21 protein-coding genes and 1 pseudogene are annotated in these 22,860 nt (G+C 60.3%); 16 read left to right on the top strand and 6 right to left on the bottom strand.

The genetic code is table 11. From position 1 onward, the window contains the following. The first annotated feature begins 161 nt into the window (after positions 1-161). The 16 genes from ACS4RR_RS25110 (at position 162) to ACS4RR_RS25035 (ending at position 15,960) form a co-directional block, all read left to right on the top strand. Positions 162-1,196, top strand: coding sequence for a Gfo/Idh/MocA family protein (locus tag ACS4RR_RS25110; RefSeq protein ID WP_222335759.1), 1,035 nt, complete (start codon positions 162-164; stop codon positions 1,194-1,196). A gap of 11 nt (positions 1,197-1,207) precedes the next feature. Then, on the top strand, positions 1,208-2,107 hold the full coding sequence (locus ACS4RR_RS25105; RefSeq protein WP_170260242.1) for a TIM barrel protein: 900 nt from the start codon (positions 1,208-1,210) through the stop codon (positions 2,105-2,107). Positions 2,108-2,209: 102 nt separating this feature from the next. Next, positions 2,210-3,472 carry an ABC transporter substrate-binding protein gene (locus ACS4RR_RS25100; protein ID WP_017969211.1) on the top strand — a complete coding sequence of 421 codons (1,263 nt, stop codon included), beginning with the start codon at positions 2,210-2,212 and terminating at the stop codon, positions 3,470-3,472. 66 nt (positions 3,473-3,538) lie between these two features. Further along, entirely contained in the window at positions 3,539-4,447 is a 909-nt protein-coding gene (locus tag ACS4RR_RS25095; protein ID WP_456190326.1) for a carbohydrate ABC transporter permease, read from the top strand. Between the two features lie 3 nt (positions 4,448-4,450). Next, positions 4,451-5,338, top strand: coding sequence for a carbohydrate ABC transporter permease (locus tag ACS4RR_RS25090; protein ID WP_456190325.1), 888 nt, complete (start codon positions 4,451-4,453; stop codon positions 5,336-5,338). Between the two features lie 61 nt (positions 5,339-5,399). Further along, a complete protein-coding gene (locus ACS4RR_RS25085) occupies positions 5,400-6,476 on the top strand; it encodes an ABC transporter ATP-binding protein (RefSeq protein ID WP_020486319.1) in 1,077 nt (358 codons plus the stop codon). Between the two features lie 246 nt (positions 6,477-6,722). Beyond that, positions 6,723-7,745, top strand: coding sequence for a LacI family DNA-binding transcriptional regulator (locus ACS4RR_RS25080; protein WP_456190324.1), 1,023 nt, complete (start codon positions 6,723-6,725; stop codon positions 7,743-7,745). A 38-nt stretch (positions 7,746-7,783) separates the two neighbouring features. Next, entirely contained in the window at positions 7,784-8,737 is a 954-nt protein-coding gene (locus tag ACS4RR_RS25075) for an ABC transporter substrate-binding protein (protein WP_456190323.1), read from the top strand. Continuing rightward, entirely contained in the window at positions 8,734-9,555 is an 822-nt protein-coding gene (locus tag ACS4RR_RS25070; protein WP_456190322.1) for an ATP-binding cassette domain-containing protein, read from the top strand. The genes ACS4RR_RS25075 and ACS4RR_RS25070 overlap by 4 nt, the downstream gene beginning before the upstream one ends. Further along, positions 9,552-10,556: an ABC transporter permease gene (locus ACS4RR_RS25065; RefSeq protein WP_456190321.1), complete on the top strand. Its 1,005-nt coding sequence runs from the start codon at positions 9,552-9,554 to the stop codon at positions 10,554-10,556. The genes ACS4RR_RS25070 and ACS4RR_RS25065 overlap by 4 nt, the downstream gene beginning before the upstream one ends. Before the next feature lie 4 nt (positions 10,557-10,560). Continuing rightward, the gene (locus ACS4RR_RS25060; protein ID WP_222386029.1) at positions 10,561-11,640 is read left to right on the top strand and encodes a phosphotriesterase family protein; all 1,080 of its coding nucleotides are present in this window, start codon (positions 10,561-10,563) and stop codon (positions 11,638-11,640) included. A gap of 36 nt (positions 11,641-11,676) precedes the next feature. After that, the gene (locus ACS4RR_RS25055; RefSeq protein WP_222386028.1) at positions 11,677-12,450 is read left to right on the top strand and encodes a glutamine amidotransferase; all 774 of its coding nucleotides are present in this window, start codon (positions 11,677-11,679) and stop codon (positions 12,448-12,450) included. Positions 12,451-12,485: 35 nt separating this feature from the next. After that, positions 12,486-13,328 (top strand): BtpA/SgcQ family protein, encoded by an 843-nt coding sequence (locus tag ACS4RR_RS25050; RefSeq protein ID WP_162116676.1) that lies wholly within the window; start codon positions 12,486-12,488, stop codon positions 13,326-13,328. A 2-nt stretch (positions 13,329-13,330) separates the two neighbouring features. Beyond that, the gene (locus tag ACS4RR_RS25045; protein WP_456190320.1) at positions 13,331-13,978 is read left to right on the top strand and encodes a TenA family protein; all 648 of its coding nucleotides are present in this window, start codon (positions 13,331-13,333) and stop codon (positions 13,976-13,978) included. A gap of 149 nt (positions 13,979-14,127) precedes the next feature. Beyond that, entirely contained in the window at positions 14,128-15,021 is an 894-nt protein-coding gene (locus ACS4RR_RS25040; protein WP_456190319.1) for a ribokinase, read from the top strand. Between the two features lie 105 nt (positions 15,022-15,126). After that, positions 15,127-15,960, top strand: coding sequence for an inositol monophosphatase family protein (locus tag ACS4RR_RS25035; RefSeq protein ID WP_260111716.1), 834 nt, complete (start codon positions 15,127-15,129; stop codon positions 15,958-15,960). A gap of 181 nt (positions 15,961-16,141) precedes the next feature. Here the strand turns inward: ACS4RR_RS25035 and ACS4RR_RS25030 are convergent, their stop codons facing one another. The 6 genes and pseudogenes from ACS4RR_RS25030 to ACS4RR_RS25005 all read right to left on the bottom strand — a co-directional run bounded on the left by ACS4RR_RS25030 (position 16,142) and on the right by ACS4RR_RS25005 (position 22,703). After that, on the bottom strand, positions 16,142-16,615 hold the full coding sequence (locus ACS4RR_RS25030; protein WP_456190318.1) for a chemotaxis protein CheW: 474 nt from the start codon (positions 16,613-16,615) through the stop codon (positions 16,142-16,144). Further along, the gene (locus ACS4RR_RS25025; RefSeq protein ID WP_456190317.1) at positions 16,615-18,405 is read right to left on the bottom strand and encodes a methyl-accepting chemotaxis protein; all 1,791 of its coding nucleotides are present in this window, start codon (positions 18,403-18,405) and stop codon (positions 16,615-16,617) included. Before ACS4RR_RS25025 ends, ACS4RR_RS25030 begins: the two co-directional genes overlap by 1 nt. A gap of 321 nt (positions 18,406-18,726) precedes the next feature. Then, positions 18,727-19,814 (bottom strand): annotated as a pseudogene (locus tag ACS4RR_RS25020) (ABC transporter ATP-binding protein). A gap of 29 nt (positions 19,815-19,843) precedes the next feature. After that, positions 19,844-20,671 carry an ABC transporter permease gene (locus tag ACS4RR_RS25015; RefSeq protein WP_456190316.1) on the bottom strand — a complete coding sequence of 276 codons (828 nt, stop codon included), beginning with the start codon at positions 20,669-20,671 and terminating at the stop codon, positions 19,844-19,846. Then, positions 20,668-21,558: an ABC transporter permease gene (locus ACS4RR_RS25010; protein ID WP_456190315.1), complete on the bottom strand. Its 891-nt coding sequence runs from the start codon at positions 21,556-21,558 to the stop codon at positions 20,668-20,670. Before ACS4RR_RS25010 ends, ACS4RR_RS25015 begins: the two co-directional genes overlap by 4 nt. Then, positions 21,558-22,703, bottom strand: coding sequence for an extracellular solute-binding protein (locus ACS4RR_RS25005; protein ID WP_456190314.1), 1,146 nt, complete (start codon positions 22,701-22,703; stop codon positions 21,558-21,560). The genes ACS4RR_RS25010 and ACS4RR_RS25005 overlap by 1 nt, the downstream gene beginning before the upstream one ends. Between the last annotated feature and the right edge of the window lie 157 nt (positions 22,704-22,860).

The following is a 22,860-nucleotide window of genomic DNA, read 5'->3' as shown; positions in this document are numbered from 1 at the left end:
GACATCTTGCTCCCTTTCTTTAGTTCAGATCCGTCCGGATCTGGGCCTGTAATTTCCCAGTTGGCGTCTATTGACACCGCAAAATGTTTCCGCATACAGTCGTAAACGTTTACGGAGTGCGTGTCACGAGGAGAGTTGACACCATTCCCCTGGAGGAAGTCGTGAAATTCAGTGCCATTCTGTGCGGGTGCGGAGCTATGTCCAAAGGTTGGTTGCGAGCCATCGCTTCCAACCCTCTGCTGGCCGACTCCATCACCATTGTCGGCCTCGTCGACCTGAACCGGGAGACGGCGGAAAAGCTTGCCGGGGAGTTCGGCCTTGAAGGCGCCGTCATCGGTTCGGACCTGTCCGACGTGATCGCGGCCACGAAGGCCGACCTGGTCTTCGACATCGTCATTCCGGCGGCCCGCTATGACGTCGTTTCGACGGCACTCAAGGCCGGCTGCCATGTGCTCAGCGAAAAGCCGATGGCGGCCTCGCTTGCCGAGGGCGCCGCACTGATCGATCTTGCCGCCGAGACCGGCCGCATCCACGCCGTCATCCAGAACCGCCGCTTCATATCGGGCGTCAGGCGCCTGCGCCGCTTCGTCGACAGCGGCGCGATCGGTGAACTCACCGGCATCCATTGCGACTTCTTCCTGGCGCCGCATTTCGGCGGCTTCCGCGAAGAGATGGACAACGTCCTGCTTCTCGACATGGCGATCCACACCTTCGATGCAGCGCGCTACGTCGCCGACAGGAAGCCGCTCGCCGTCTATTGCGTCGAGCGCAATCCGAAGGGTTCGTGGTACCGGCACGGCGCCGCAGCCAACGCCATCTTCGAATTTTCCGACGACATCGTTTTCACCTACCGCGGCTCCTGGTGCGCCGAGGGCGAGCGCACCAGCTGGGAAAGCCAATGGCGTCTCGTCGGCTCGAAGGGAATGCTCACCTGGGATGGCGAGGAGAGTTTCAAGGCGACTGTCGCCGGTGAAGAACCCGGCCTTTTGCATGGCTCTGCTGCCGTTAACGTTCCCGGTCCGGAACATGACGAGGAAACCCATGGCCACGCCAGCGTCATCGCCGACTTCATCGCGGCGATCGGCACCGGCAGACGGCCCGAGACGGTCAATTCCGACAATATCAGAAGCCTTGCCATGGTCTTCGGCGCGATCGAAAGCGCCAAGACGGGCAAGCGCGTCGAAATTTCAGCATAGGATCAAGTGACGTGAGCAACCCTGCAAAATCCATTCGTATCGGCACCATGGTCAGCGGCAACAACGGCGATGCCGCGGCGCGCATCGGCGAGATCGCCGATATGGGCTTCGAAAGCTTTGAGCCCTTCTTCTGGCAAACGACCAAGGGCCAGGACCTTGCCGAGCTCGGCAAGCGCTGCCTCGATGCGATCGGCGACCGCGACATCACCATCTCGACGCTCGGCATGTTCGGCAACCCGCTGGAAGAAACCGCAATCGACCTCGAAACGCTGGACGGCTGGAAGCACTGCATCGACAATGCCCATCACTTCGGCGCCACCTGCGTTGCCGGCTTCACCGGCCGCATCCGCGGCAAGCCGCTGACCGACAGCCTGCCTCGCTACAAGCAGGTCTGGAGCGAGCTTGCCAAGCGGGCGGCCGACAAGGGCATCAAGATCGCCTTCGAGAATTGCGCCATGGACGGCAATTGGGCAAGCGGCGACTGGAACATCGCCCACAATCCCGATGCGTGGGAACTGATGTTCAACGAGACGGCGGACGAGAATATCGGTCTGGAATGGGAGCCGTGCCATCAGATGGTCTATCTGATCGATCCTTTGCCGCAGATCCGCAAATGGGCGCACAAATTCTTCCACGTCCACGGCAAGGATGCGACCATCCGCTGGGAGGTCATCAAGGAACACGGCATCTTCGGCAAGGAGAAGTTCGTCTTCATGCGCACGCCGGGCTTCGGCGACAGCAACTGGACCGACATTATTTCAGAACTGCGCCTTGCCGGCTGGTCTGGCTCGATCGACATCGAAGGCTGGCACGACCCGGTCTATCGCGACGCGCTTGAGATGACTGGTCAGGTTCACGGGCTCAACTATCTGAAGAAGTGCCGGGGCGGAGATTTCGTTGTTGATCCCTGATCGACCGCCTAAGCTAGCGCCGCCGGGCTGGGAGGCCCGCCGGCGCCACGCCTGACTAACTTGGGATTTTTCGCGGCGCAGCCGCTTTTTTGGGAGGAAAGCATGAAAAGAATTGCAAGACTTGCGCTAGCGCTCGGCACGGCGATGCTGATGACATCGGTCGGCCATGCCGAACAGAAGACCTTCAAGATCTGGTGGTTCGAGGAGCCGACCACGGCTCAGGGCATTGTCTGGAAGAAAGCGCTCGAGGAGTTCAAGACGAAACATCCAGACATCAACGTCAGCTTCGAGCAGAAGACCTTTCAGCAGTTGCAGGCCTCAGGCGGCATGATCCTCAATTCCGATCAGGCCCCCGACGTGCTTGAGTACAACAAAGGCAATGCGACCGCTGGCTTGGTTGCAAGCCAGGGATTGCTCACCAACCTGGATGACTATGTGAAGAAAGAAGGCTGGGACAAGATCCTTAACGAAGGCGATTTTGTCCTGAGCCGTTATGACGAAAAGGGCATCTATGGCTCCGGCCCTGTTTGGGGCGTTTCGGTCTTCGGCGAATATGTCTCGTGCTTCTACAATATTGACATGTTCGAAAAGGCAGGCCTCAAGCCGCCGACGACGCTCGAAGAGTGGGTCGCTGACATGGAAGCCTTCAAGCAGAAGGGTCTCACGCCTCTCGCGCTCGGGGCGATCGACACCAGTGGCCAGCACTTGCTAGCCTCTCTAGCCTATACCAAGGCCGACGACGCCTGGGTCCAGAATTATCAGGGCTTGAAGGCTCCCCTCGACGGCGCGCCCTATCTCTATGCGGCGCAAACATTGCTCGACTGGGTCAAAAAGGGCTACATCAACAAGGACTCCACGGGCATGAAGGACCCGGACGCGGCTCTGCTCTTCACCTCCGGCAAGGCGCCGATGTACGTCTCGGGCACTTGGAATCTCGGCACCTTCGCCTCGACCATCAAGGACTTCAAGTGGGGTCAGTTCGTCATTCCGACGCCGAAATATTCGGTTGGCTCGACAGGCAATCTCTGGGTCGTTCCCAAGGGTAGCAAGAATCCCGATCTCGCCGCCGAGTGGATCAGCCTGACCTTGTCGCCGAAATACCAAGCTGAACTCGGCAATGCCGGCGGCGTGCCGATCGCCGCTGATCTTTCCGTCATCACCAACCCCATCGGTAAGAACGCCGCAGCGGTTTTCAAGCAGATCTCTGACAAAAACGGCCTCGGTTTCTATCCTGACTGGCCGGTTCCCGGCTACTACGACGTGCTCAACCAGAAGGACACCGGTCTCTTCCAGGGCAGTCTTACTGCGGAGCAGTTCGTCGAACAGATCAAGCAGGTTTACGACGACACGCAGGAAAATCAGTAGCGCGACCTTGAACGCTGGGCTGCGCCGAAGGCGCGGCCCAGCGGGCGAGGCTGAAGGAAGAATGATATGGCCATATCCAGCCAGCGATCGAGCGACGGTTCACGAAGCTATAGCCTCTATCTCATTCCGGGGACGATCGGCTTCATTCTGATCGTACTCATACCGCAGCTTGCAGATCTCGGGCTGAGCTTCACGGCATGGAAAGGCGTCGGCACGCCACGACCGGTCGGCCTGCAGAACTATCATCGCCTGCTGACGGATGATCAATTCTGGGGATCGATGTATCACACGCTGCTGTTCATCGTTTCGATGACCGTGATACCGGTGTGCATCGGCCTGGTCCTGGCCGCTCTGCTATTCGACTATGTCAGGGACCAATTCGGTGAATGGGTCTCGAGCTTTTTCAGGGCCGGCTTTTACCTACCGCAGATTCTGCCCGTAACGGTCGCGGGCGTCCTCTGGGGCTGGATCCTCAATCCCGTCGGTGTCATCAACATTACGCTAAAGGCCATCGGCCTTGATAATCTCGCGCAGAACTGGATCGGCGATGCGACATACGCACTTGCTGCCGTCTCGCTCGTTATTGTCTGGATACAGGTCGGCTACTGTCTGGTGGTTTTCATGGCCGGTCTTTCGCGCATCGACCCTTCGCTCTACGAGGCTGCCGAACTCGATGGAGCAAACTGGTGGAGCCGGCTGGTGACGATCACTATTCCACTTCTGGCGCCGGAGATTTTCGTCGTTGTGCTGACCACGCTGATCGCAGCGCTTAAAGTCTTTGCGCCAATCTTTGTCATCACCGCCGGCGGCCCCGATAATGCCACCCTCGTGCCATCCTATCTGACTTACTACCACTTCTTCACAACACAGCGCGTCGGCTATGCCGCAGCCATCGCGGTCGTGCAAACGACTCTGACGATCGCTTTGGCTGTCATTTTCCTACGCTTCCAGAGCCAGCAGGAGTCGAAGGAGTAGATCATGGCTTACTCAGTTCTCAGCGATGATACGACCAAGGCAAAGGCGACGGTGGCAGCCGATCGCGCGCGACGCGATCCCATGCGGTGGGTGGTGCTGGCCATCCTTATTCTACTCCTCGCCTTTACGCTCTTTCCCTTTTTCCTTGCTCTGCTCAACGCCGTCAAGGCGAGTGCCGAATACGCGGTAGGCGGACCGCTTTCGATTCCCCGGTCGATCGATCTCACGGCGATCGAGAAATTCTGGACCGTGTCTGATTTCAGCCGCAAGCTGCTCAACAGCGTGGTGATCAGTCTCGCCGTGTCGGTGTTGGGGGTACTGATAAGCCTGTTCAACGCCTATGCGATTGGGGTCGGCAAGGTGCCCGGTTCGCGCCTGATTTTGGTGGTCTTTCTTCTCGGCATTATGGTGCCGCAGGAATCGATCATCTACCCACTTTACTACATGGCGAAAGCGAGCGGTCTCTACGATACGCAGCTTTCCGTGATCATTATTTTCGCGGTCCTGCAAAGCGCGTTCGGGACTTACCTGCTCTCGACCGTGCTGAGCACCTTTCCGAAGGAAATCCTCGAAGCGGCCGAGATGGATGGTTCGACCCACTGGAAAACGCTGTGGTTCGTGGTCGTCCCAGTACTGCGGCCGACACTCATGGTCCTCGGAACCTTCTTTTTCATCTGGACTTGGAACGAATTCTTGATCCCGCTCGTCATGCTGGTGTCCAACAACAACCAGACGGTCTCGGTCGCCATGGGCCTCACCCGCGGTCAGAATATGTCGGACCCGGTGCTGCAGGCCTCGGCGGCTTTCCTGGGTATAATACCGACCGTGATCTTCTTCTTGATCTTCCAGCGCACGTTAACGCGCGGCATCGCCGCCGGAGCAGTCAAATGACAACGTTTTTCACCCTTGGCCATCTCATCGGCCCCGCTTGGGGACCAGCAAGGTTTTCGGCATGAGCCAGGACATCCAGATCGAACTCTCGGGCATCGAGAAGCACTACGGCGCCTTTCATGCGCTTAAGAATGTCAACCTTTCAATTCCCAAGGGCACGTTCGTCGCGCTGGTCGGCCCGTCCGGATGCGGCAAGTCCACGTTGCTCCGCTCGCTTGCCGGGCTGGAAAAAATTACCGGCGGCACGCTGAAGATTGCCGGCGAGGTGATGAACGACGTGCCGCCGCGGGAGCGCAATATCGCCATGGTTTTTCAGAGTTACGCGCTGTATCCGCATATGACGGTGGAACAGAACCTGACCTATTCGCTGAAAATGCACGGCGTCCCCAAGGCTGAGGCAAAGCGGAAAGCCGAGGAAGTCGCTGTCATCACCGGTCTTTCCCGGCTGCTCGACCGTTATCCGCGCCAGCTTTCGGGAGGCCAACGGCAGCGTGTAGCCATGGGCCGCGCCATTATCCGCAACCCCCAGGCCTTCCTGTTCGACGAGCCGCTTTCCAACCTTGATGCAGCGCTACGCGTCTCGATGCGCAAGGAAATCCGCGCCCTGCACGACCGGCTGGGCGCCACCTCGGTGTATGTTACCCATGACCAGATCGAAGCGATGACGATGGCCGACCATGTGGTGGTGATGCGCGACGGCATCATCGAACAGCAAGGCGCGCCGCTTGATCTCTATGACCGGCCGGCGAACCGGTTCGTCGCCGGTTTCATCGGTTCGCCAGCCATGAATTTCATTCCCGCGATTGCCGCGGAAGACGGCAAGAGCCTTATCCTGGATTTCGGCGCGGTGAAGCAGACGCTTGCGATCACCCGCGCCATGGAACCCGGGCGTAAGCTCATCGCCGGCATCCGACCGGAACATATCGGCGTCGTCGAGCCCGGGCATGGCAGCTTCGACGTGCCGATCGCTTTCGTCGAATCGACCGGCTCATCGACCTTCATCGCCGCAGCCACCCAGCCGGAACTGACGATCGTCGAGACGCGCCGCGACAGGGTCAAGGCGGGGGAGATGATCGGACTTTCGGTCGATCCGGACCAGATCCATCTCTTCGACGCGTCGACGGACCACGTCATCTAACGACACCAGCGCGCCGGCTTGGCAATGTCATAAATCGAACCCAGTGACGCCGTCGAGCCAGATCTCGAAGCCATCACCGGCGACTGGCTGCGCTCGAGCCGAGGATCGGCTGGCGGCCTCCCGGTCGAGCTTCGATCGGCTCGCAAGAAAAACAGATCCTGCACATTCATCGATGTTGACAATGGCGAGCAATCGATATTGTCTTGTAAAGCGTTTTACTAAACCGCTTTACAACAGGTCCAGTCAATGGCCAAGGGAACGACACCAAGCTTGAAGGATGTTGCGGCGGCTGCGGGCGTGTCGGTCACGACAGTGTCGCGTTTCGTCAACGGAAGCCTCGACCTTCCCTTTCAGACCAAGAAGCGCATCGAGGATGCGATCAAGACGCTGAACTACCGGCCGAACCCGCATGCGCGTCGCTTAAGCAGGGGGCGCTCGGACACGATCGGCCTCGTCGTACCCGATATCGCCAACCCTTTCTTCGCGACCCTGGTCGCCGCCGTCGAACAGGCGGCCGATGAAAAGAAGCTCGCGGTCTCGTTGCACGCGACGCTCAACCGGCCGGGGCGCGAGATCGAATATCTGCAGCTGATCGAACGCAATCACGTCGACGGGCTGATCTTCGTCACCAACCACCCCGATGACGGCGCGCTTGCCGCGCTGATCAACGGCACCGGCAAGGTCATCATCGTCGACGAGGACATTCCCGATTCGAAGGCGCCGAAGCTGTTCTGCGACAATGAGCAGGGCGGTTATCTCGCCGGCCAGCATCTGGCCGAGCAAGGCCATCGCCATGTCCTCTTCATCGGCGGCGACGAGCGCATGATCAGCGCCCGCAGGCGTTATGACGGCCTGCTGAAGGCGCTCAGAGAACGGTATGGCGACGAAGCCCGGGCCGATCGTTATGCCGGCGAATACACGATCGAATACGGCCGCGCGGCGGCACTCGACTATCTCTCCGGGGACCGAAAGGCGACGGCGATCTTCGCTAGCTCCGACGAGATCGCCATCGGGCTGGTCGAGGTCTTCAGAAGCCGAGGCGTCTCGATTCCTGATGACATCTCGGTCATCGGCTTCGACGATGTCGGTCCGCTTCATCTTTTTGCACCGCCGCTGACGGCCATCCGCCAGCCGGTGCGCCAGATCGGAAGGCGATCGCTGGAGCTGCTTCTGGAAACCAATTGGCACGAGTGGAAACCATCCGCTTCGGAGGAGCTGGTGCCCGTCGAAATCGTGGTGCGGAACTCCGTTGCGCCGCCTGCGAAATAACAATCAGCAACGTCAAAAAACCAAAAGAGGATGAGAACATGACACGGAATTTGACAAGACGGACGATGATCGCAGCCGCCGGATTTACGGCATTGACCTTCATCGGCCTGTCCGGCGCTGCGGCACAGGAAAAGAAGACCATCGCGCTGGTGCAGATCAACCAGCAGGCGCTTTTCTTCAATCAGATGAATGGGGGCGCCCAGAAGGCGGCCGATGCCGCCGGAGTCAAGCTGGTGATCTTCAACGCCAATAACGAGACGACGGCGCAAAACAGCGCGATCGAAACCTACGTCCAGGAAAAGGTCTCCGGCCTTGCCGTCGTGGCAATCGACGTCAACGGCATCATGCCGGCGGTCAAGCAGGCGGCCGATGCCGGCATTCCGGTCGTCGCCATCGACGCCATCCTGCCGGACGGTCCGCAGAAGGCGCAGATTGGCGTGGACAATGCCGCGGCCGGCGCCGACATGGGCAAATACTTCCTCGACTACGTCAAGGCGAACATGGGCGGCAAGGCCAAGCTCGGCGTTGTCGGCGCACTCAACTCGTTCATCCAGAACATCCGCCAGGATGGCTTCGAGAAGACCCTGAAAGGCGTCGACGGCATTGAAATGGCCGGCGTCGTCGACGGACAGAACATCCAGGACAACGCTCTTGCGGCGGCTGAAAACCTGATCACCGCCAATCCTGATCTGACCGCGATCTACGCCACCGGCGAGCCGGCCCTGATGGGGGCGATCGCCGCTGTCCAGAGCCAGGGCAAGCAGGATAAAATCAAGGTGTTCGGCTGGGATCTGACTGCCGAAGCCATTGCCGGCATCGATGCCGGCTTCGTCGTCGCCGTCGTCCAGCAGGATCCGGCCGCAATGGGCGCCGCCGCCGTCGACGCGCTCGTCAAGGCCTCGGCCGGCGAGGCCGTCACAAAGACGATCTCGGTGCCGATCACCATCGTGACCAAGGAGAATGTCGAGCCGTACCGAGCCGTCTTCAAATGATCGCAAGCGGACAGCGCGACATCGCTGCCGCCGGTTCCGGAGGGGTCGCATCCTCCGGAAGCGGAACATCCGGCGGCACCCGATCCGACCCGCGTATCTCGCTGCGCGGCATCCGCAAGTCGTTCGGCTCCCACCAGGCCCTGCGCGGCGTCGATCTCGACATCTTCCCCGGCGAATGCCTGGGTCTTGTCGGCGATAACGCCGCCGGCAAATCGACGCTGACGAAAATCATCTCGGGAACCTACATTCCCGATGCCGGCACGATCACCATGGAAGGCGAAGAGGTTCGCTTCTCCGGCCCCGCGGATGCGCGTGGGCGTAACATCGAAATGGTTTTCCAGGATCTCAGCCTCTGCGATCATATCGATGTCGTCGGCAATCTCTTCCTCGGCCGCGAGCTCAGCCGCGGGCCGTTTCTCGACACCAGGACGATGCTGTCCGAGGCCCGCAAAATGCTGGATCTGCTTGAGATCTGCATTCCGAGATTGACCGGCAAGGTCGCCCAGCTCTCCGGCGGGCAGCGCCAGGCGATCGCCATTGCGCGCGCCGCCTCCTTCAAGCCGAAGGTGCTGATCATGGACGAGCCGACCTCGGCGCTTGCCGTCGCCGAGGTCGAGGCGGTTCTGGCCCTGATCAACCGCGTCAAGGCAAATGGGGTTTCGGTGATCCTCATTACCCACCGGCTGCAGGATCTCTTCCGGGTCTGTGACCGCATTGCCGTGATGTACGAGGGCACGAAAGTGGCCGAACGGCAGATCGGCAGCACCAATCTCGAAGATCTCGTCAGGCTGATCGTCGGTGAAGGAGCCAGGCAATGACGGCTTATATGGAACGCGGCCACGGCTCGCGCGTCGCCGATTTCTTCGGTGAACACGCACAGGTCCTGTCGATCGCCATTTTCTTCCTGGCCTGCATGATCTTCTTCTCGATCGGCAGCGAAACCTTCTTCACGCTCGGCAACATCCTGAACATCGTGCGCCAAGCCGCCCCCATCCTGATCGTCGCCATCGCCATGACCTTCGTCATCATCACCGGCGGCATCGATCTTTCGGTCGGCTCGCAGGTCGCCCTCGTCAATGCGGTCGCGGCGATCATCATGGCGATGGGTGTTCCCTGGCCGTCGGTCGTCATTGGCATGATCGTGCTCGGCGGCTTCATGGGGCTGGTTCAGGGCTGGTTTACCGCCTACCAGGGCATTCCGGCCTTCATCGTCACGCTTGCCGGCCTCTCGATCCTGCGTGGTCTGGCGCTCTATCTGACCCAGGGCTATTCTATCCCGATCAAGGATGCGCCGGGCTTCTTTGCGCTCGGCCGGGGAGAAATCCTCAGCTTCCCGATCCCGGCGATCATCGCCGTCGTCATCGCCATTCTCGGTTACGTCGTCATCACCGCGACGAAATATGGCCGGCAGGTCGTGGCGGTCGGCTCCAATGCGGAAGCCGCGCGGCGTGTCGGCATGCCGGCCAAATGGATCATCGCCTCGGTCTATATCATCTCCGGCATCGCCTGCGCCGTCGCCGGCCTGCTGATCGCCGCTCGTCTCGGCTCCGGCTCGTCCAATGCCGCCGTCGGCTTCGAGCTGCAGGTAATCGCTGCCGTCGTGCTCGGCGGAACGTCGCTGATGGGCGGACGCGGCACCATCCTCGGCACCATGCTCGGCACGCTGACCATCGCGGTCATCGGCAACGGCCTGATCCTGATGCACATATCGCCGTTCTTCACTCAGATCGTCACCGGCGCCATCATCCTCGTCGCTATCTGGCTGAACACGCGCATCTTTACGGCCAATTTCCATTTCCGGCTGGGCAGGAAAGGATGAAGCGATGAACGAGCAGACAACAGAAAGCCTGTCCGAAGCGCATGTCCGGTCGGGCAAGGTGATGACGGTCACCGGTCCAATTTCGGCGGACGCGCTCGGCGTGACGCTGATGCACGAGCATATCCTCAACGACTGCCGCTGCTGGTGGCATGCGCCGAAGACGCCAGAACGGCAGTATCTCGCCGAAAGCTTCGTGTGCATGGAGATCCTCGGCGAACTCCGGCAGGACCCTTTTGTCAACAAGCACAATATCACGCTCGACGACGAACATCTGGCGATCGCCGAGCTCAAGGACTTCGTAACAGAAGGTGGCCGCACGGTGGTGGAGCCGACCTGCAAGGGCATCGGCCGTGATCCGCTGGCGCTCCAGCGCATCTCGAAAGCATCCGGTCTCAACGTCGTGATGGGAGCGGGTTATTACCTCGGCTCCTCACATCCCGAAGGCGTCGCGGCAATGAGCGCCGATGACATCGCGCGGGAAATTGTCCGCGAGGCGAGGCAAGGCGTCGACGGCACCGGCGTCAGGATCGGCTTGATCGGCGAGATCGGCGTCTCCTCAGATTTCACCGGCGAGGAAGAAAAATCTCTGCGCGGCGCTGCCCGGGCGCAAGTGCTAACCGGGCTTCCCCTGATGGTGCATCTTCCGGGCTGGTTCCGCCTCGGCCACCGCGTGCTCGACGTGGTCGCCGAAGAGGGGGCGGATCTCCGCCACACCGTGCTTTGCCACATGAACCCGTCGCATGACGACATCGCCTATCAGAGCGAGCTGGCGGAACGCGGTGCCTTCATAGAATACGATATGATCGGCATGGATTTCTTCTATGCCGACCAGCAGGTGCAGTGCCCGAGCGACGAGGAGGCGGCGCGCGCCATCGTGCGTCTCGTCGAGGCCGGTTATCTCGACCGGATTCTTCTGTCGCACGACGTGTTTCTGAAGATGATGCTGACGCGCTACGGCGGCAATGGCTACGCGTACATCCTTCGCCACTTCCTTCCTCGTCTCCAGCGGCACGGCCTCGACAGGACGGTTCTCGACGAAATGATGCGCAGCAATCCGCGCCGCGTCTTTCAGGCCGGAGCCTAGCTCCATCCATTCAATCGATTACAGGTACGGCAGACCATGACAAAAAAAATTCTCCTCGTCGGCGAGAGCTGGGTCAGCTCCGCCACGCATTACAAAGGCTTCGACCAATTCGGCAGCGTCACCTTCCATCTCGGCGCAGAACCGCTGGTGAAAGCGCTCGCCGGCAGCGCCTTCGAACTCACCTATATGCCGGCGCATGAGGCAGTGGAGAAATTCCCCTTCGAAATGGCCGGGCTCGACGCCTATGACGCCATCATTCTCTCCGATATCGGCGCCAACTCACTGCTGCTGCCGCCGGATGTTTGGCTGCATTCGCGCACGGTGCCGAACCGGCTGAAGCTTCTGAAGGCGTGGGTGGAGAAGGGCGGCGGCCTGCTGATGGTCGGCGGATATTTCTCCTTCCAGGGCATCGACGGCAAGGCGCGTTGGCGGCGCACCCCCGTCGAAGACACGCTGCCCGTCACCTGCCTGCCTTATGACGACCGCGTCGAAATTCCCGAGGGCACCGTTGCCGAGGTAGTAAAGCCCGAGCATGCAACGATGCGGGGCCTCGAAGGCACCTGGCCGGTGCTTCTCGGCGTCAACGAGGTCGAAGTGCGAGACCGGGCCGATGTCGAGATCGTCGCGCGCCTGCCTCAGGATCAGGGCGGCCATCCGCTGCTCGTCGTCGGCATGCATGGCACTGGGCGAACGGCGGCCTGGACGTCGGATATCGGCCCCCACTGGCTCTCACCCGCTTTCTGCGAATGGGAAGGCTACGGCCGCCTCTGGAAGAACATCCTCGGCTGGCTCACCGAAAAGCAGGCGTGATGTCAGCGCCGGGCAGGAATTGGAAAGGGAATGACATGCAGGAAATTTCGGACAGGCCGTCCAACGCCATCAGGGATATCTTCGGCAGGGACAAGGTTCTGATCGGCATGATCCATTGCCCGGCCTTTCCGGGCGCGCCGCGCTACCGGGAGGCTGCGATGGATGCGATCTACGACGCGTGCATGCGCGACGCCGAAGCCTGCGTGGAAGGCGGCCTGCATGGGCTGATCATCGAAAATCACGGCGACGTGCCGTTCTCGAAGCCCGAGGATATCGGCCCCGAGACGACCGGTTTCATGTCCGTCGTCACCGACCGGATTGCGCGTGCCGCCGGCATTCCGCTCGGCGTCAACGTGCTGGCCAACGCGCCTATCCCGGCTTTCGCCATTGCCATGGCCGGTGGCGCCCAATTCATCCGCGTCAACCAATGGGCCAATGCCTATGTCGCCAATGAAGGCTTCATGGAGGGCAGGGCTGCCGAAGCCATGCGCTACCGCTCGCTGCTGAGAGCCGAGCACATCAAGGTCTTTGCCGACAGCCACGTCAAGCATGGCAGCCACGCCATCGTTGCCGACCGCTCGATCCAGGAACTGACGCGCGATCTCGCCTTCTTCGATGCCGACGGCGTCATCGCCACCGGCCAGCGGACCGGCAATTCGGCAACGATGGAGGAGATCGAGGAGATCGGTGCGGCGACGCACCTGCCGCTGCTCGTCGGCTCCGGCGTCAACAAGGACAATATCGTCGGTATTCTGAGCCGCACCAACGGGGTCATCGTCGCCTCTTCGTTGAAGCAAGGCGGCGTCTGGTGGAACCCTGTCGACATCGAGCGGGTGCGCGCCTTCCGGGCGGCGGCCGAACCGGGACTGGAGGGCTGAGCATGGCGGCAGAAAGCCTTTCAGACCGCATCCTGCGCGAGAACAACGCCGTCTTCGGCACGATGCTCAGCCACCGCTTCGTCGAGGACGTCAAGAACGACAGGCTGAGCAAGGCGGCTTTCGAGCGTTATCTCGTCTATGAAGGCGCCTTCGTCGACAGCGCCATCTCGATCTTCGCCTATGCGGCGGCGACAGCCGGAACGATAGCGCAGAAGCGTTGGCTGATCGCGGTTCTCGATGCGCTCGCCAACGAGCAAATCGCCTATTTCGAGCGCACCTTCGCCAGCCGCGGCATCAATCCCTCGTCCTTCGATACCGGCATCGCCGAAGTCGAGGCCTTTCGCACCGGCATGTTGGAGATCGCCCGCCAAGGCGACTTCCTCGACACGATCGCGGCCATGTTTGCGGCCGAGTGGATGTATTGGACCTGGTCGAAGGAAGCGGCGACCCGTCCAATCAGCGATCCGCTGCTAAAGGAATGGGTCGACCTGCATGTCGATCCGAATTTCGCCGCCCAGGCGCAATGGCTGAAAAATGAACTCGACATGACAGGAGAAACGCTGGAAGAGAATGAAAAAGCGCGGCTCAGCGCGATCTTCGCCCGGGCGATGCAGCTCGAGATCGATTTTCACGATGCGCCTTACCTCTAGAGCAATTCCAGGAAAAGCGCGCAGCGGTTTTCCCAGGCAAAGCGCGAAGCGGTTTTGCCGGGAATTGCGTAAAAACAAAAGTTTAGAACGGTGCTGCGATTTCATGAAAAGCTGAATCGCTCTAAGCCCCACCTTGCGAAAGCGGATGCATGCGCGCCTACATAATCGGTAACGTCGCCATCGACGAAACCATCGCCGTCTCCGAACTTCCCGTCATCGGCGCCTCCATTCTGGGCAATGCCGGGGGCAGCGATCTCGGCGGCAAGGGCACGAACCAGGCGGTCGTCATGGCCCGCTGCGGCGTTCCGACAACGCTGGTGGCGCCGGTCGGCAGGGATGCGAGGGCCGATACCATTCGCCATTACCTCGCGGACGAACCGCTTCAAAGCGAACTGATCGAAATGGAAAATGCATCGAGCGACGTCTCGATCATCTTCCGGCTGCCGAGCGGCGAAAATGCCATCGTCACGACGACGGAATCGGCGCAAAGCCTGTCCCTCTCCCATGTCAGGCGGACGCTGTCGGCGGCCGGTAGCGGCGATTTCATAATGCTGCAGGGCAATCTGTCCGACCGGACGACACGCGACATTCTCGAGCATGCGAGAGCGATCGGCATGGTCACCGCTTTCAATCCCTCGCCGGTGCGCGCCTATTTCTCCGATCTTTGGGGATTGATCGACATCGCCTTCCTCAACAAGGGCGAGGCGCAGGCCCTGACGGGAACGACGGGCAGGGATGCTGCCGAATATCTGCTGAGCCGAGGGCTGCGCGAAATCGTCCTGACGCTGGGCGGCGACGGCGCGACGCTGGTGAACAGGCACGATAGCATCGAAGTGCCCGCCCAGGTCTGCGATGTTGTGGATACAACGGGCGCAGGCGATACCTTCATGGCCGCAGCACTTGCATCCTGCGCGCTGCGCGGACAGCGGTTGGACAGGCTAGCCATCGAACACGCAGTGGCAGCCGCAGCCATCACCGTCTCAAGACATGGAACAAGAAAGGCGTTTCCGACCATTTCCGAGCTTGAAACGATCCTGCGATAATCCGCTCGGCATGAGCGCGCTTCATAAAATCATCATCGGCCTCTGCGAAGGGATGGGCTCCTTGCGATTCACTCCGTCATATCCAGCAGCATCCGGACCTTTCTCATGACATCTTCCCCGATTTCCGCGCGTCTTTCCCCGACCGCCTCGTTCCGCCTTGTCGTGCTTGCCGAAACGGTATTGAAGGCCGGCGAAACTGCCCGCGGCTCCCTGCGGCGGCGCAGATCCCAGGAGATGCTCGCCAAGGCGCCGCGCGACTATCAGACCGAAATCGATCTCGCCGTCGAGCAAATCATCGTCGACGAGATGACGAAGGCCTTCCCGGACTACGCCATCCAAGGCGAGGAAGCCGTCGGCAACCGCACGGCGGGTCCGGAAACGCCGATCATCTATATTGACCCGATCGACGGCACGACCAATTACGCCTGGGGCGTTCCGCATTTCGGCATGACGATCTCGATCGTCGAAAGCGGCAGGCTCGTCATGGGCGTCGTCTATGACGCCATGCAGGACGAGCTGTTCAGCGCCGAGATCGGTGGCGGCGCCTATCTGAACGGCGAGCGTATCCACTGCGCCGATGTCGGCGACGTCGAGAACGTGCTTGTCGGCGCCGGGCTGCCGATCCCTGGCCAGGTCACGGCGGTTGCGGAAGAGACCTATTTCGAGGCCATCAAACGCCTGATGGCGAATACGGCGGGTGTGCGCCGCCTCGGCTCGGCGGCCCTGTCGATCGCCTATGTCGCCTGCGGCCGACTGGACGGATTCTTCGAGGACGGGCTCGCGATCCATGATTTCGGCGCCTCGGCTCTGATGGTCGAAGAGGCCGGCGGCATCGTCACCTGTTTTTCCGGCGCTAAGGTTGTCGGAAAGAGCGACATCCTGGCTGCCAGCAAGGCGCTGCATCCCTGGCTGCTGGAAGGCTTCCAGATCAGGACGTGAACCGATGCATTCCGGCGCAATTATCCCGGTTTCGCATAGGCGAATGCCGCGCCGACAACTGTGTTGGCGCGGTACTAGAGGACGATGCCTATGGGCGGTTTTCGGACGACATCATGCTCTATTTATTTGATTTAGATGCTGATTCAGATTTTAGGCCGAGCCGGCCTAAAATCATCAGCATCTAAGCGGCCAATGCTTCGTCATCGTCAGCGAACATCCGGGTCAAGCTGAGGAAGCAAATCATCCCAGACTGGTGAGTGATAATTCCTTCACAGTATGAGCGGTCCTGCGAACTGACAATCTCTGGAGCCTGTTGCAGATCATCGGCGTTGATCGAAAGCATATCGGTGACCTGATCCACCATAAGGCCGATCGGTTTGCCGTGAACTTCAGCGACCACGATTGCGCTGCGTTCGGTCGCTTCCGACGAAGGCATCCCCAGCTTGCGACATAAGTCGATGGTGGGAATGACGACGCCTCGCAAGTTAATGATGCCGACCATTTCCGGCGGCGCGTGCGGGATCGGCGTCGAAGCTGCCCATCCACGGATCTCTCGAATGGAGGTGGTTTCGATACAGAAGCTCTGACCATGCAATTGGAATGCAATGATTTCGAGAGACGTGCGTCCATCGCGATTTTTGGATATCGACGCCATCAAAACTCCTCCCAGCTGTCGCCGCCTTTGAGCGCCACATTGCCGCTGAATGCTCGGGCAACCTTCGCCGTCATCTGACGGGCTGGCGACGGCATAGCCCGCAAATGCCGGTCGGCTGCAACCGGGACGGCGCGAGGTGCACCGGCACCTGTCCCGATGTTGAACTGACCGAGGAGATCGAAGAGCTGATCTGCTTCCTTGGCAAGGCTATGCGCCGCGGCCGTCGTCTCCTCGACCATGGCGGCATTTTGCTGTGTGCCCTGGTCCATCGTATTGACGGCGGTGTTGATTTCCTTGAGACCCGTTGCCTGCTCTTTGGAGGCTTCGACGATGGCGCCGACATTACCGTTCACCTGGACGACCTGGGTCACGATTTCCTGCAATGCCTTGCCGGTGTTACCAACCAATGTGACACCGCTTTTGACGTGTTCGTTCGAGGCGTTGATCAGCTCCTTGATCTCCTTTGCTGCCTTGGCCGATCGCTGGGCGAGTTCGCGAACTTCCTGAGCGACGACGGCGAAGCCCTTGCCAGCGTCGCCGGCCCGGGCCGCTTCAACACCGGCATTGAGCGCCAGGAGATTCGTCTGGAAGGCGATTTCGTCGATCACGCCGATAATGTTGGCGATCTCGCCCGCGGACTTTTCGATCTTGCCCATCGCGTCCACGGCTTGACTGACAATGTTGCCGGAATTCTCCGCATTCTCCTTGGTCTTGCGAACAAGCTGCCCTGCTTCCTGGGCGCGGGAACTGGAATCAGCGACGGTGGTTGTAATCTCCTCCAGCGCTGCGGCCGTCTCCTCGACGGAAGCAGCCTGCTGCTCGGTACGCTTGGACAGATCGTTCGAGGCGGATTGTATTTGTTGCGATGCCGCAGCGATGGCGCCAGCGTTCTGCGAGATTGTCTGCAATGTAACGCGAAGCTTCGATGAAGCGTCGTTAAAATCAGCGCGCAGCTTCTCCAAGGCGGGCAGGAAGGGCATGGCGATGGTCTGCATCAGATCGCCCTCTGACAAAGCCTTTAGCGCTCCCGCGAGCTGGTCGACATTTCCGACGCGCGTGGTGACATCGGTCGCAAATTTGACGACCTTGAACACTTTGCCGTTCATGTCGAAGATCGGATTGTATGATGCCTGGATATGGGCCTTCTTGCCGCCCTTGCCGATGCGCAAGAACTCATCCGCAACAAATTCTCCCGCGGCAAGCTTCGTCCAGAACCGACGATAGTCTTCACTGTTGCTATAGCTTGGCTCACAGAACATCGAGTGATGTTTGCCCTGGATTTCCGCCAGTTCGTAGCCGAGTGTCGTCAGGAAATTCTCATTTGCGGTGAGAATATCGCCTTTCGGAGTGAACTCGATGACTGCCTGGGCGCGCGAGATGGCGTTCAGCTTACCGCTATCTTCGGCCGCCTTGAGCTTCTGCGCGGTGATATCGGTCGCGAATTTGACGACCTTATACGGCTTGCCCCCGCGAATCACCGGGTTGTAGGAGGCCTCGATCCAGACCTCCATGCCGCCCTTGCCGATGCGCTTATATTGCCGTTGATCGAACTGGCCGCGCGCTAGTTTTGCCCAGAAGTCTTTATAGTCGGAGCTGGCTGCCTCAGCCGGATCGACAAAGAGGCGATGATGTTGACCGACGATTTCGGAAAGCTGATAACCGAGCGCCCGGCAAAAGTTTTCGTTCGCGGTGATGATTGTACCATCCAGCTTGAACTCGATGATCGCCTGAGACTTGCTCATCGCTTCGAGAACGGCCCTTGCATCGGCGCCTGCGCCAAATCCCAACATTCATTCCTCCATAGTTTCACAATGGCCAATTATCGCAGGCGGGAAGCCATCAAATACCATCACTTTTGATAGGGCCAATTCTTAAATGAAGACATTTATAATATGTAAATGTACGAATGCATTCGTGTAAGATTCGCGCATTTCTATTTGAATTGTTTCAGATAATCGAAATGGCGGTCGCTCCGCACAACCATGGATACATAAAAAGCCTATGGAAAACGCAGAATAAACTTTAACTTTAGTTCGAAACGCCGGACCTGGCATCAGATCACACGGCGCGAGCCGGCGCAGTCACCAGCTTGAAGCGCCGCTCATGCCGAATCAAAGGCACGTATTCGACTTGATGCACTCATCGACATACTGCGGCAGGATCTGCAACTCGGAATGGACAAGCTCGTTGTGACGGAAGATAAAAAAGCGGGAGAAGCACGGCTCGACCCTCATCCCGGCCCGGATCCGATCGTCCGGCGCCATCATCGCCTTCAGACGGGTGCCGTCGGCAAGATCGACATCGACCATCTTGTGGGTGCCGAAATCGATGATGCGATTGACTGTCGCGGCATCGACGCGGTCCGAGGAACGGATCGTCAGCGCTTCCGGGCGGGCGGCCAGCGTCACCGGCCCATCCTCGACGGGAACCGCAAGCGGGAACAGCGGATGCTCGCAGACACCGTTTCTAACGCGGCTCTGGACAAAATTCATCGAGCCGATGAAACCGGCGACGAAAGCGGTCTGCGGCTGCCGGTAGATAGTGCTTGGCGGCGCGATCTGTTCGGTGCGTCCGTCGCGCATGACGACGATGCGGTCGGCGACCGCTAAGGCCTCGTCCTGGCCATGGGTGACGAAGAGCGTGGTGATGCCGAGGCGCTGCTGGATATCGCGCACTTCCTCCCGCAGCCTTTCGCGCAGATGCTGGTCAAGGCTGGCGAAGGGCTCATCGAGCAGAAGGATCTTCGGCTCGAGCACGAGCGAGCGGGCAAGCGCGACGCGCTGCTGCTGACCGCCGGAGAGCTGAGTCGTCATCCGCCGTCCGTAATCGGCGAGACCGACCAGGGCTAAAGCATCCTCGACACGCTGGCGAATCTCCGCTTTCGGCAGCCGGCGGAGCTTCAGGCCGAAGGGATGTTGTTGAAGACATCCATGTGCGTCCAGAGCGCATGGCTCTGAAACACCATGCCGGTCGGGCGCCGCTCGGGCGGCAGCGCCGTCACATCCTTCGCATCGATGCGGATCGTTCCGCCGCTCGGGCGCTCGAAACCGCCGATCATTCTGAGAAGCGTCGACTTGCCGGAACCGGATGGGCCGAGCAGGCAGACGAGCTCGCCATCGCTCACTTCGAGCGAGAAGTCGCGAACGGCAAAGGTGGTCCCGAACAGCTTCGAAACGCCCTCGATCGAAAGATGTGCCATTCTCAAACCCTTTCCTGATAAGCGATGCCTTAGGCGCCGAAGCCTCTCGCAAAGGCGCCGGTGCCGATCACCCGGCGGGCAAACATCAACGCGATGAAGGACGGCACCCACAGCATGACTGACAGTACGGCACCGTATTGCACGACGATCTGATTGTTGATGAAGCTGATCATCAGCACCGGCATGGTGCGGACTTGAGGCGCGCCGATTAGCCATGCGCCTTCGGTCTCGTAGAATGTGCCGACGAAGGTCAAAAGCAGTGCAGCTGCGATCGTCGGTGCGGCCTGCGGCAGCGTGATCGACCAGAAGACGCGCAGCGGCGTGGCACCCGCATCGCGCGCCGCCTCTTCCATGCGCCGGTCGACATTCTGGAAGGCTGCGACCGGGATCCAGATCATCAGCATCAGCGTGCCGACAAGCTGGATCAACACAACGCCCCAGAAGGTGCTGATCAGGCCGAGCTGCAGGAAGATGCCGGCAATGGCGACGAGCAGGCCGAATTTCGGAAAGGCATGCGATGAGAGGAACGACAGGAACAGGATGTTCCTGCCGGGAAAGCGCATGCGCGCGAAGGCGTAAGCCGCGGGAAGGCAGATGACGGCGGAAAGAATGGTCACCGTGGCGGTCAGCCGCAGGCTGAGGAAAAGCGCGTCCCAGACATCCGGACGCGCCAGCGTCTGGCCCCAGAAACGCAAGCCGAACTGCTGTGGGATCACCGAGGGGTAACGCCAGACCTCGGTGAAGGCCCATGTCCCGACGACGATCAGCGGCAGCGCGATGAACAGCGTCAGCAGGCAGGCGAAGAGAAAGCCGATCCAGTCGAAGCGCAGGCCGAAGCTCGATCTGACGGCACTCATGGCCGGGCCTCGCGGTTGCGGGCGATCGACCTGATGTAGAGGATGCCGAAGATCAGGCAGAAGCCGAAGGTGATGACGGCCTGGGTCATGGCGTTCAGCGGGTCGTTCATGTCGGCGAAGGTGCGCTGCATGAACGGTCCCATCATCTCCGGCGATGCCGAGCCGAGCACATAGGGCAGGGTGAAGGCAGAGAAGATGCCGAGCACGGCGAAGGACGCGGTCACCAGCAGGGAATTGCCCATGCGCGGCAGGATGATCGAGATGAACACCCGGAGCGGCCTTGCACCGACATCGCGGGCGGCTTCGATGGCGCTGTTCGAGACGGAGGAGAGCCCTGATGTCAGCATCAGCACCGTCAAGGGAAGATTGTCCCAGACGAGGCCGATGACCGGCCCCCACGGCGTCAGGTAGGGCGTGCGCAGCTTGGGCAGGCCGATGGCGTTCAGCAGCAGGTCGACGGTGCCGTTCGGCCCGATGGTGCGGATCAGCGCATAGGCCAGAATGATCGACGGCACGAACATCGGGAAGATCGCGAGAGCCTGCACATAGGCGGCGAGACGCCCTTGCGAAAACCGGAGGTAGAGCGCGATCGGAAGACCGATCGCCAGAAGCAGAATGCCGCAGACGGCAGTGGTCCAGAGCGTCAGCCACAGATTGCCGAGGCTGTAGCCGTCGGTGAAGAAGAAGCGATAGGAGGCAAGCGAGAATTCCGTCGCGCCGTCAGGGCCTCGAACGAAGATCGTGCCGAGGACCGCCGAAAAGATCGGAAAGACGATCAGCCATGCCAGCAGGAGGACCGGCAGGGCAACGAGGAGGAGCCCGATCGAGCTCCCCCTTCCCATGGACCGGTGACGGCGCAGAACCGCCGGCGCAGTGTCAGTGGACATCAGGTGCGGCTGATGCCCGGCGCGACGTTGCGGTACCAGCCGTCGGCGATCGCCTTTTCCCAATCGCCGCCCGGGAAGGTCGGGATGGTCGAGGGGATGACGTCGGCATATTTCTTGCGAAGATCGTCGGAGATGTGATCCCAGGAGATGGCGGGGAAACCACCGATCTCCGTGATGATCGCTTCCTGCATTTCCTTCGTCAGCATGAATGCAGCCAGCTTCAACGCCGCATCCTTGTTGGCGCCGTTCGAGAACACGGTGATGCTGGAGAAGCCGCCGCAAAGGGCAAGATCGGTAAGCTGCACGAGGCCGGTTGTATCAGGCAGCACGCCCTGCGAGATCGCCTGCAGCACCTGGTCCGACCAGACCGGCACCATGGTAACGACGCCCTGGGCGAGCAGCTGGATCGACTGGGTGTTGCCTGATGTATAGGCGCCCTTGTCGTAGAGCGCGGGCGCGAGGTCGTTGAGGATCTTCCAGGCCGGCGTCAGCGTCTCAGTGGCGAAGTCGGCTGTGAAATTATCGATCTTGAACTTCTTCGGATCGCGGCCATTGGCCTCATGGATCGCGCGGCGGACGAAATTTCCGCCTGAACCGCCCTTGTCGGGACGGTTGTAGATGAACTGGCCCGGATTGGCCTTGATCCATGCGGTGAGCTGATCCCAGCTCTTTGGCGCATCCTTCGGATCGAGCTTGGTCGTGTCGTAGGCGAGAAGCACCTGCGAACCGCGATAGGGAAGGAAGTAGGGGGTATCGAAAGCAAGCGGGTTGATATGCTCGTAGCCTTCGATGTTCTCGGCGGAGAATTTGACCCAGAGCCCGGCATCGATGCCGCCGGACGGCAGGCGCGGATCGAATTGCTCGAAAAGGTCGGCCTGCGGATCGGTCTTCGTCTTCAGTGCGGCGAGCGCACGGTCGGCGATGGCGCGCAGACCATTATTGTCGCCGGCATCGGTCACCTTCAGCGCAACACCCGGATGCGCCTTTTCGAAGGCCGGGCGGATGACGTTGTTCCAGAGGTCGACGATGTTGGCATCCGAACCGCTGTAGAGATCGATCGTGCCGGCCGCAGCCGATGCGAACCGCGGAAGAGCCAGCAGACCGGCTGCAGCTGACGATGTGATCAGAAATTCGCGTCTATTCATAACCCGTCTCCATCAGTCCAAGGCTTTGCTAGCGCCGGTGCGTAACATCGACATGACAGGATCAGGCGTATAGGCAGGGAAATTGCACAGCTGTGCTGATTGCCCCGAGTGGAAATCGGCGGCAGGAGATACTATCTCTTGCGGAAAAGGAGATATC

Source organism: Rhizobium zaerense, assembly GCF_051810725.1.
In the GTDB taxonomy this organism is placed as follows: domain Bacteria; phylum Pseudomonadota; class Alphaproteobacteria; order Rhizobiales; family Rhizobiaceae; genus Rhizobium; species Rhizobium leguminosarum_I.
The sequence above is the reverse complement of the archived record's forward strand: the minus strand, read 5'-3'. Positions and strand labels throughout refer to the sequence as shown.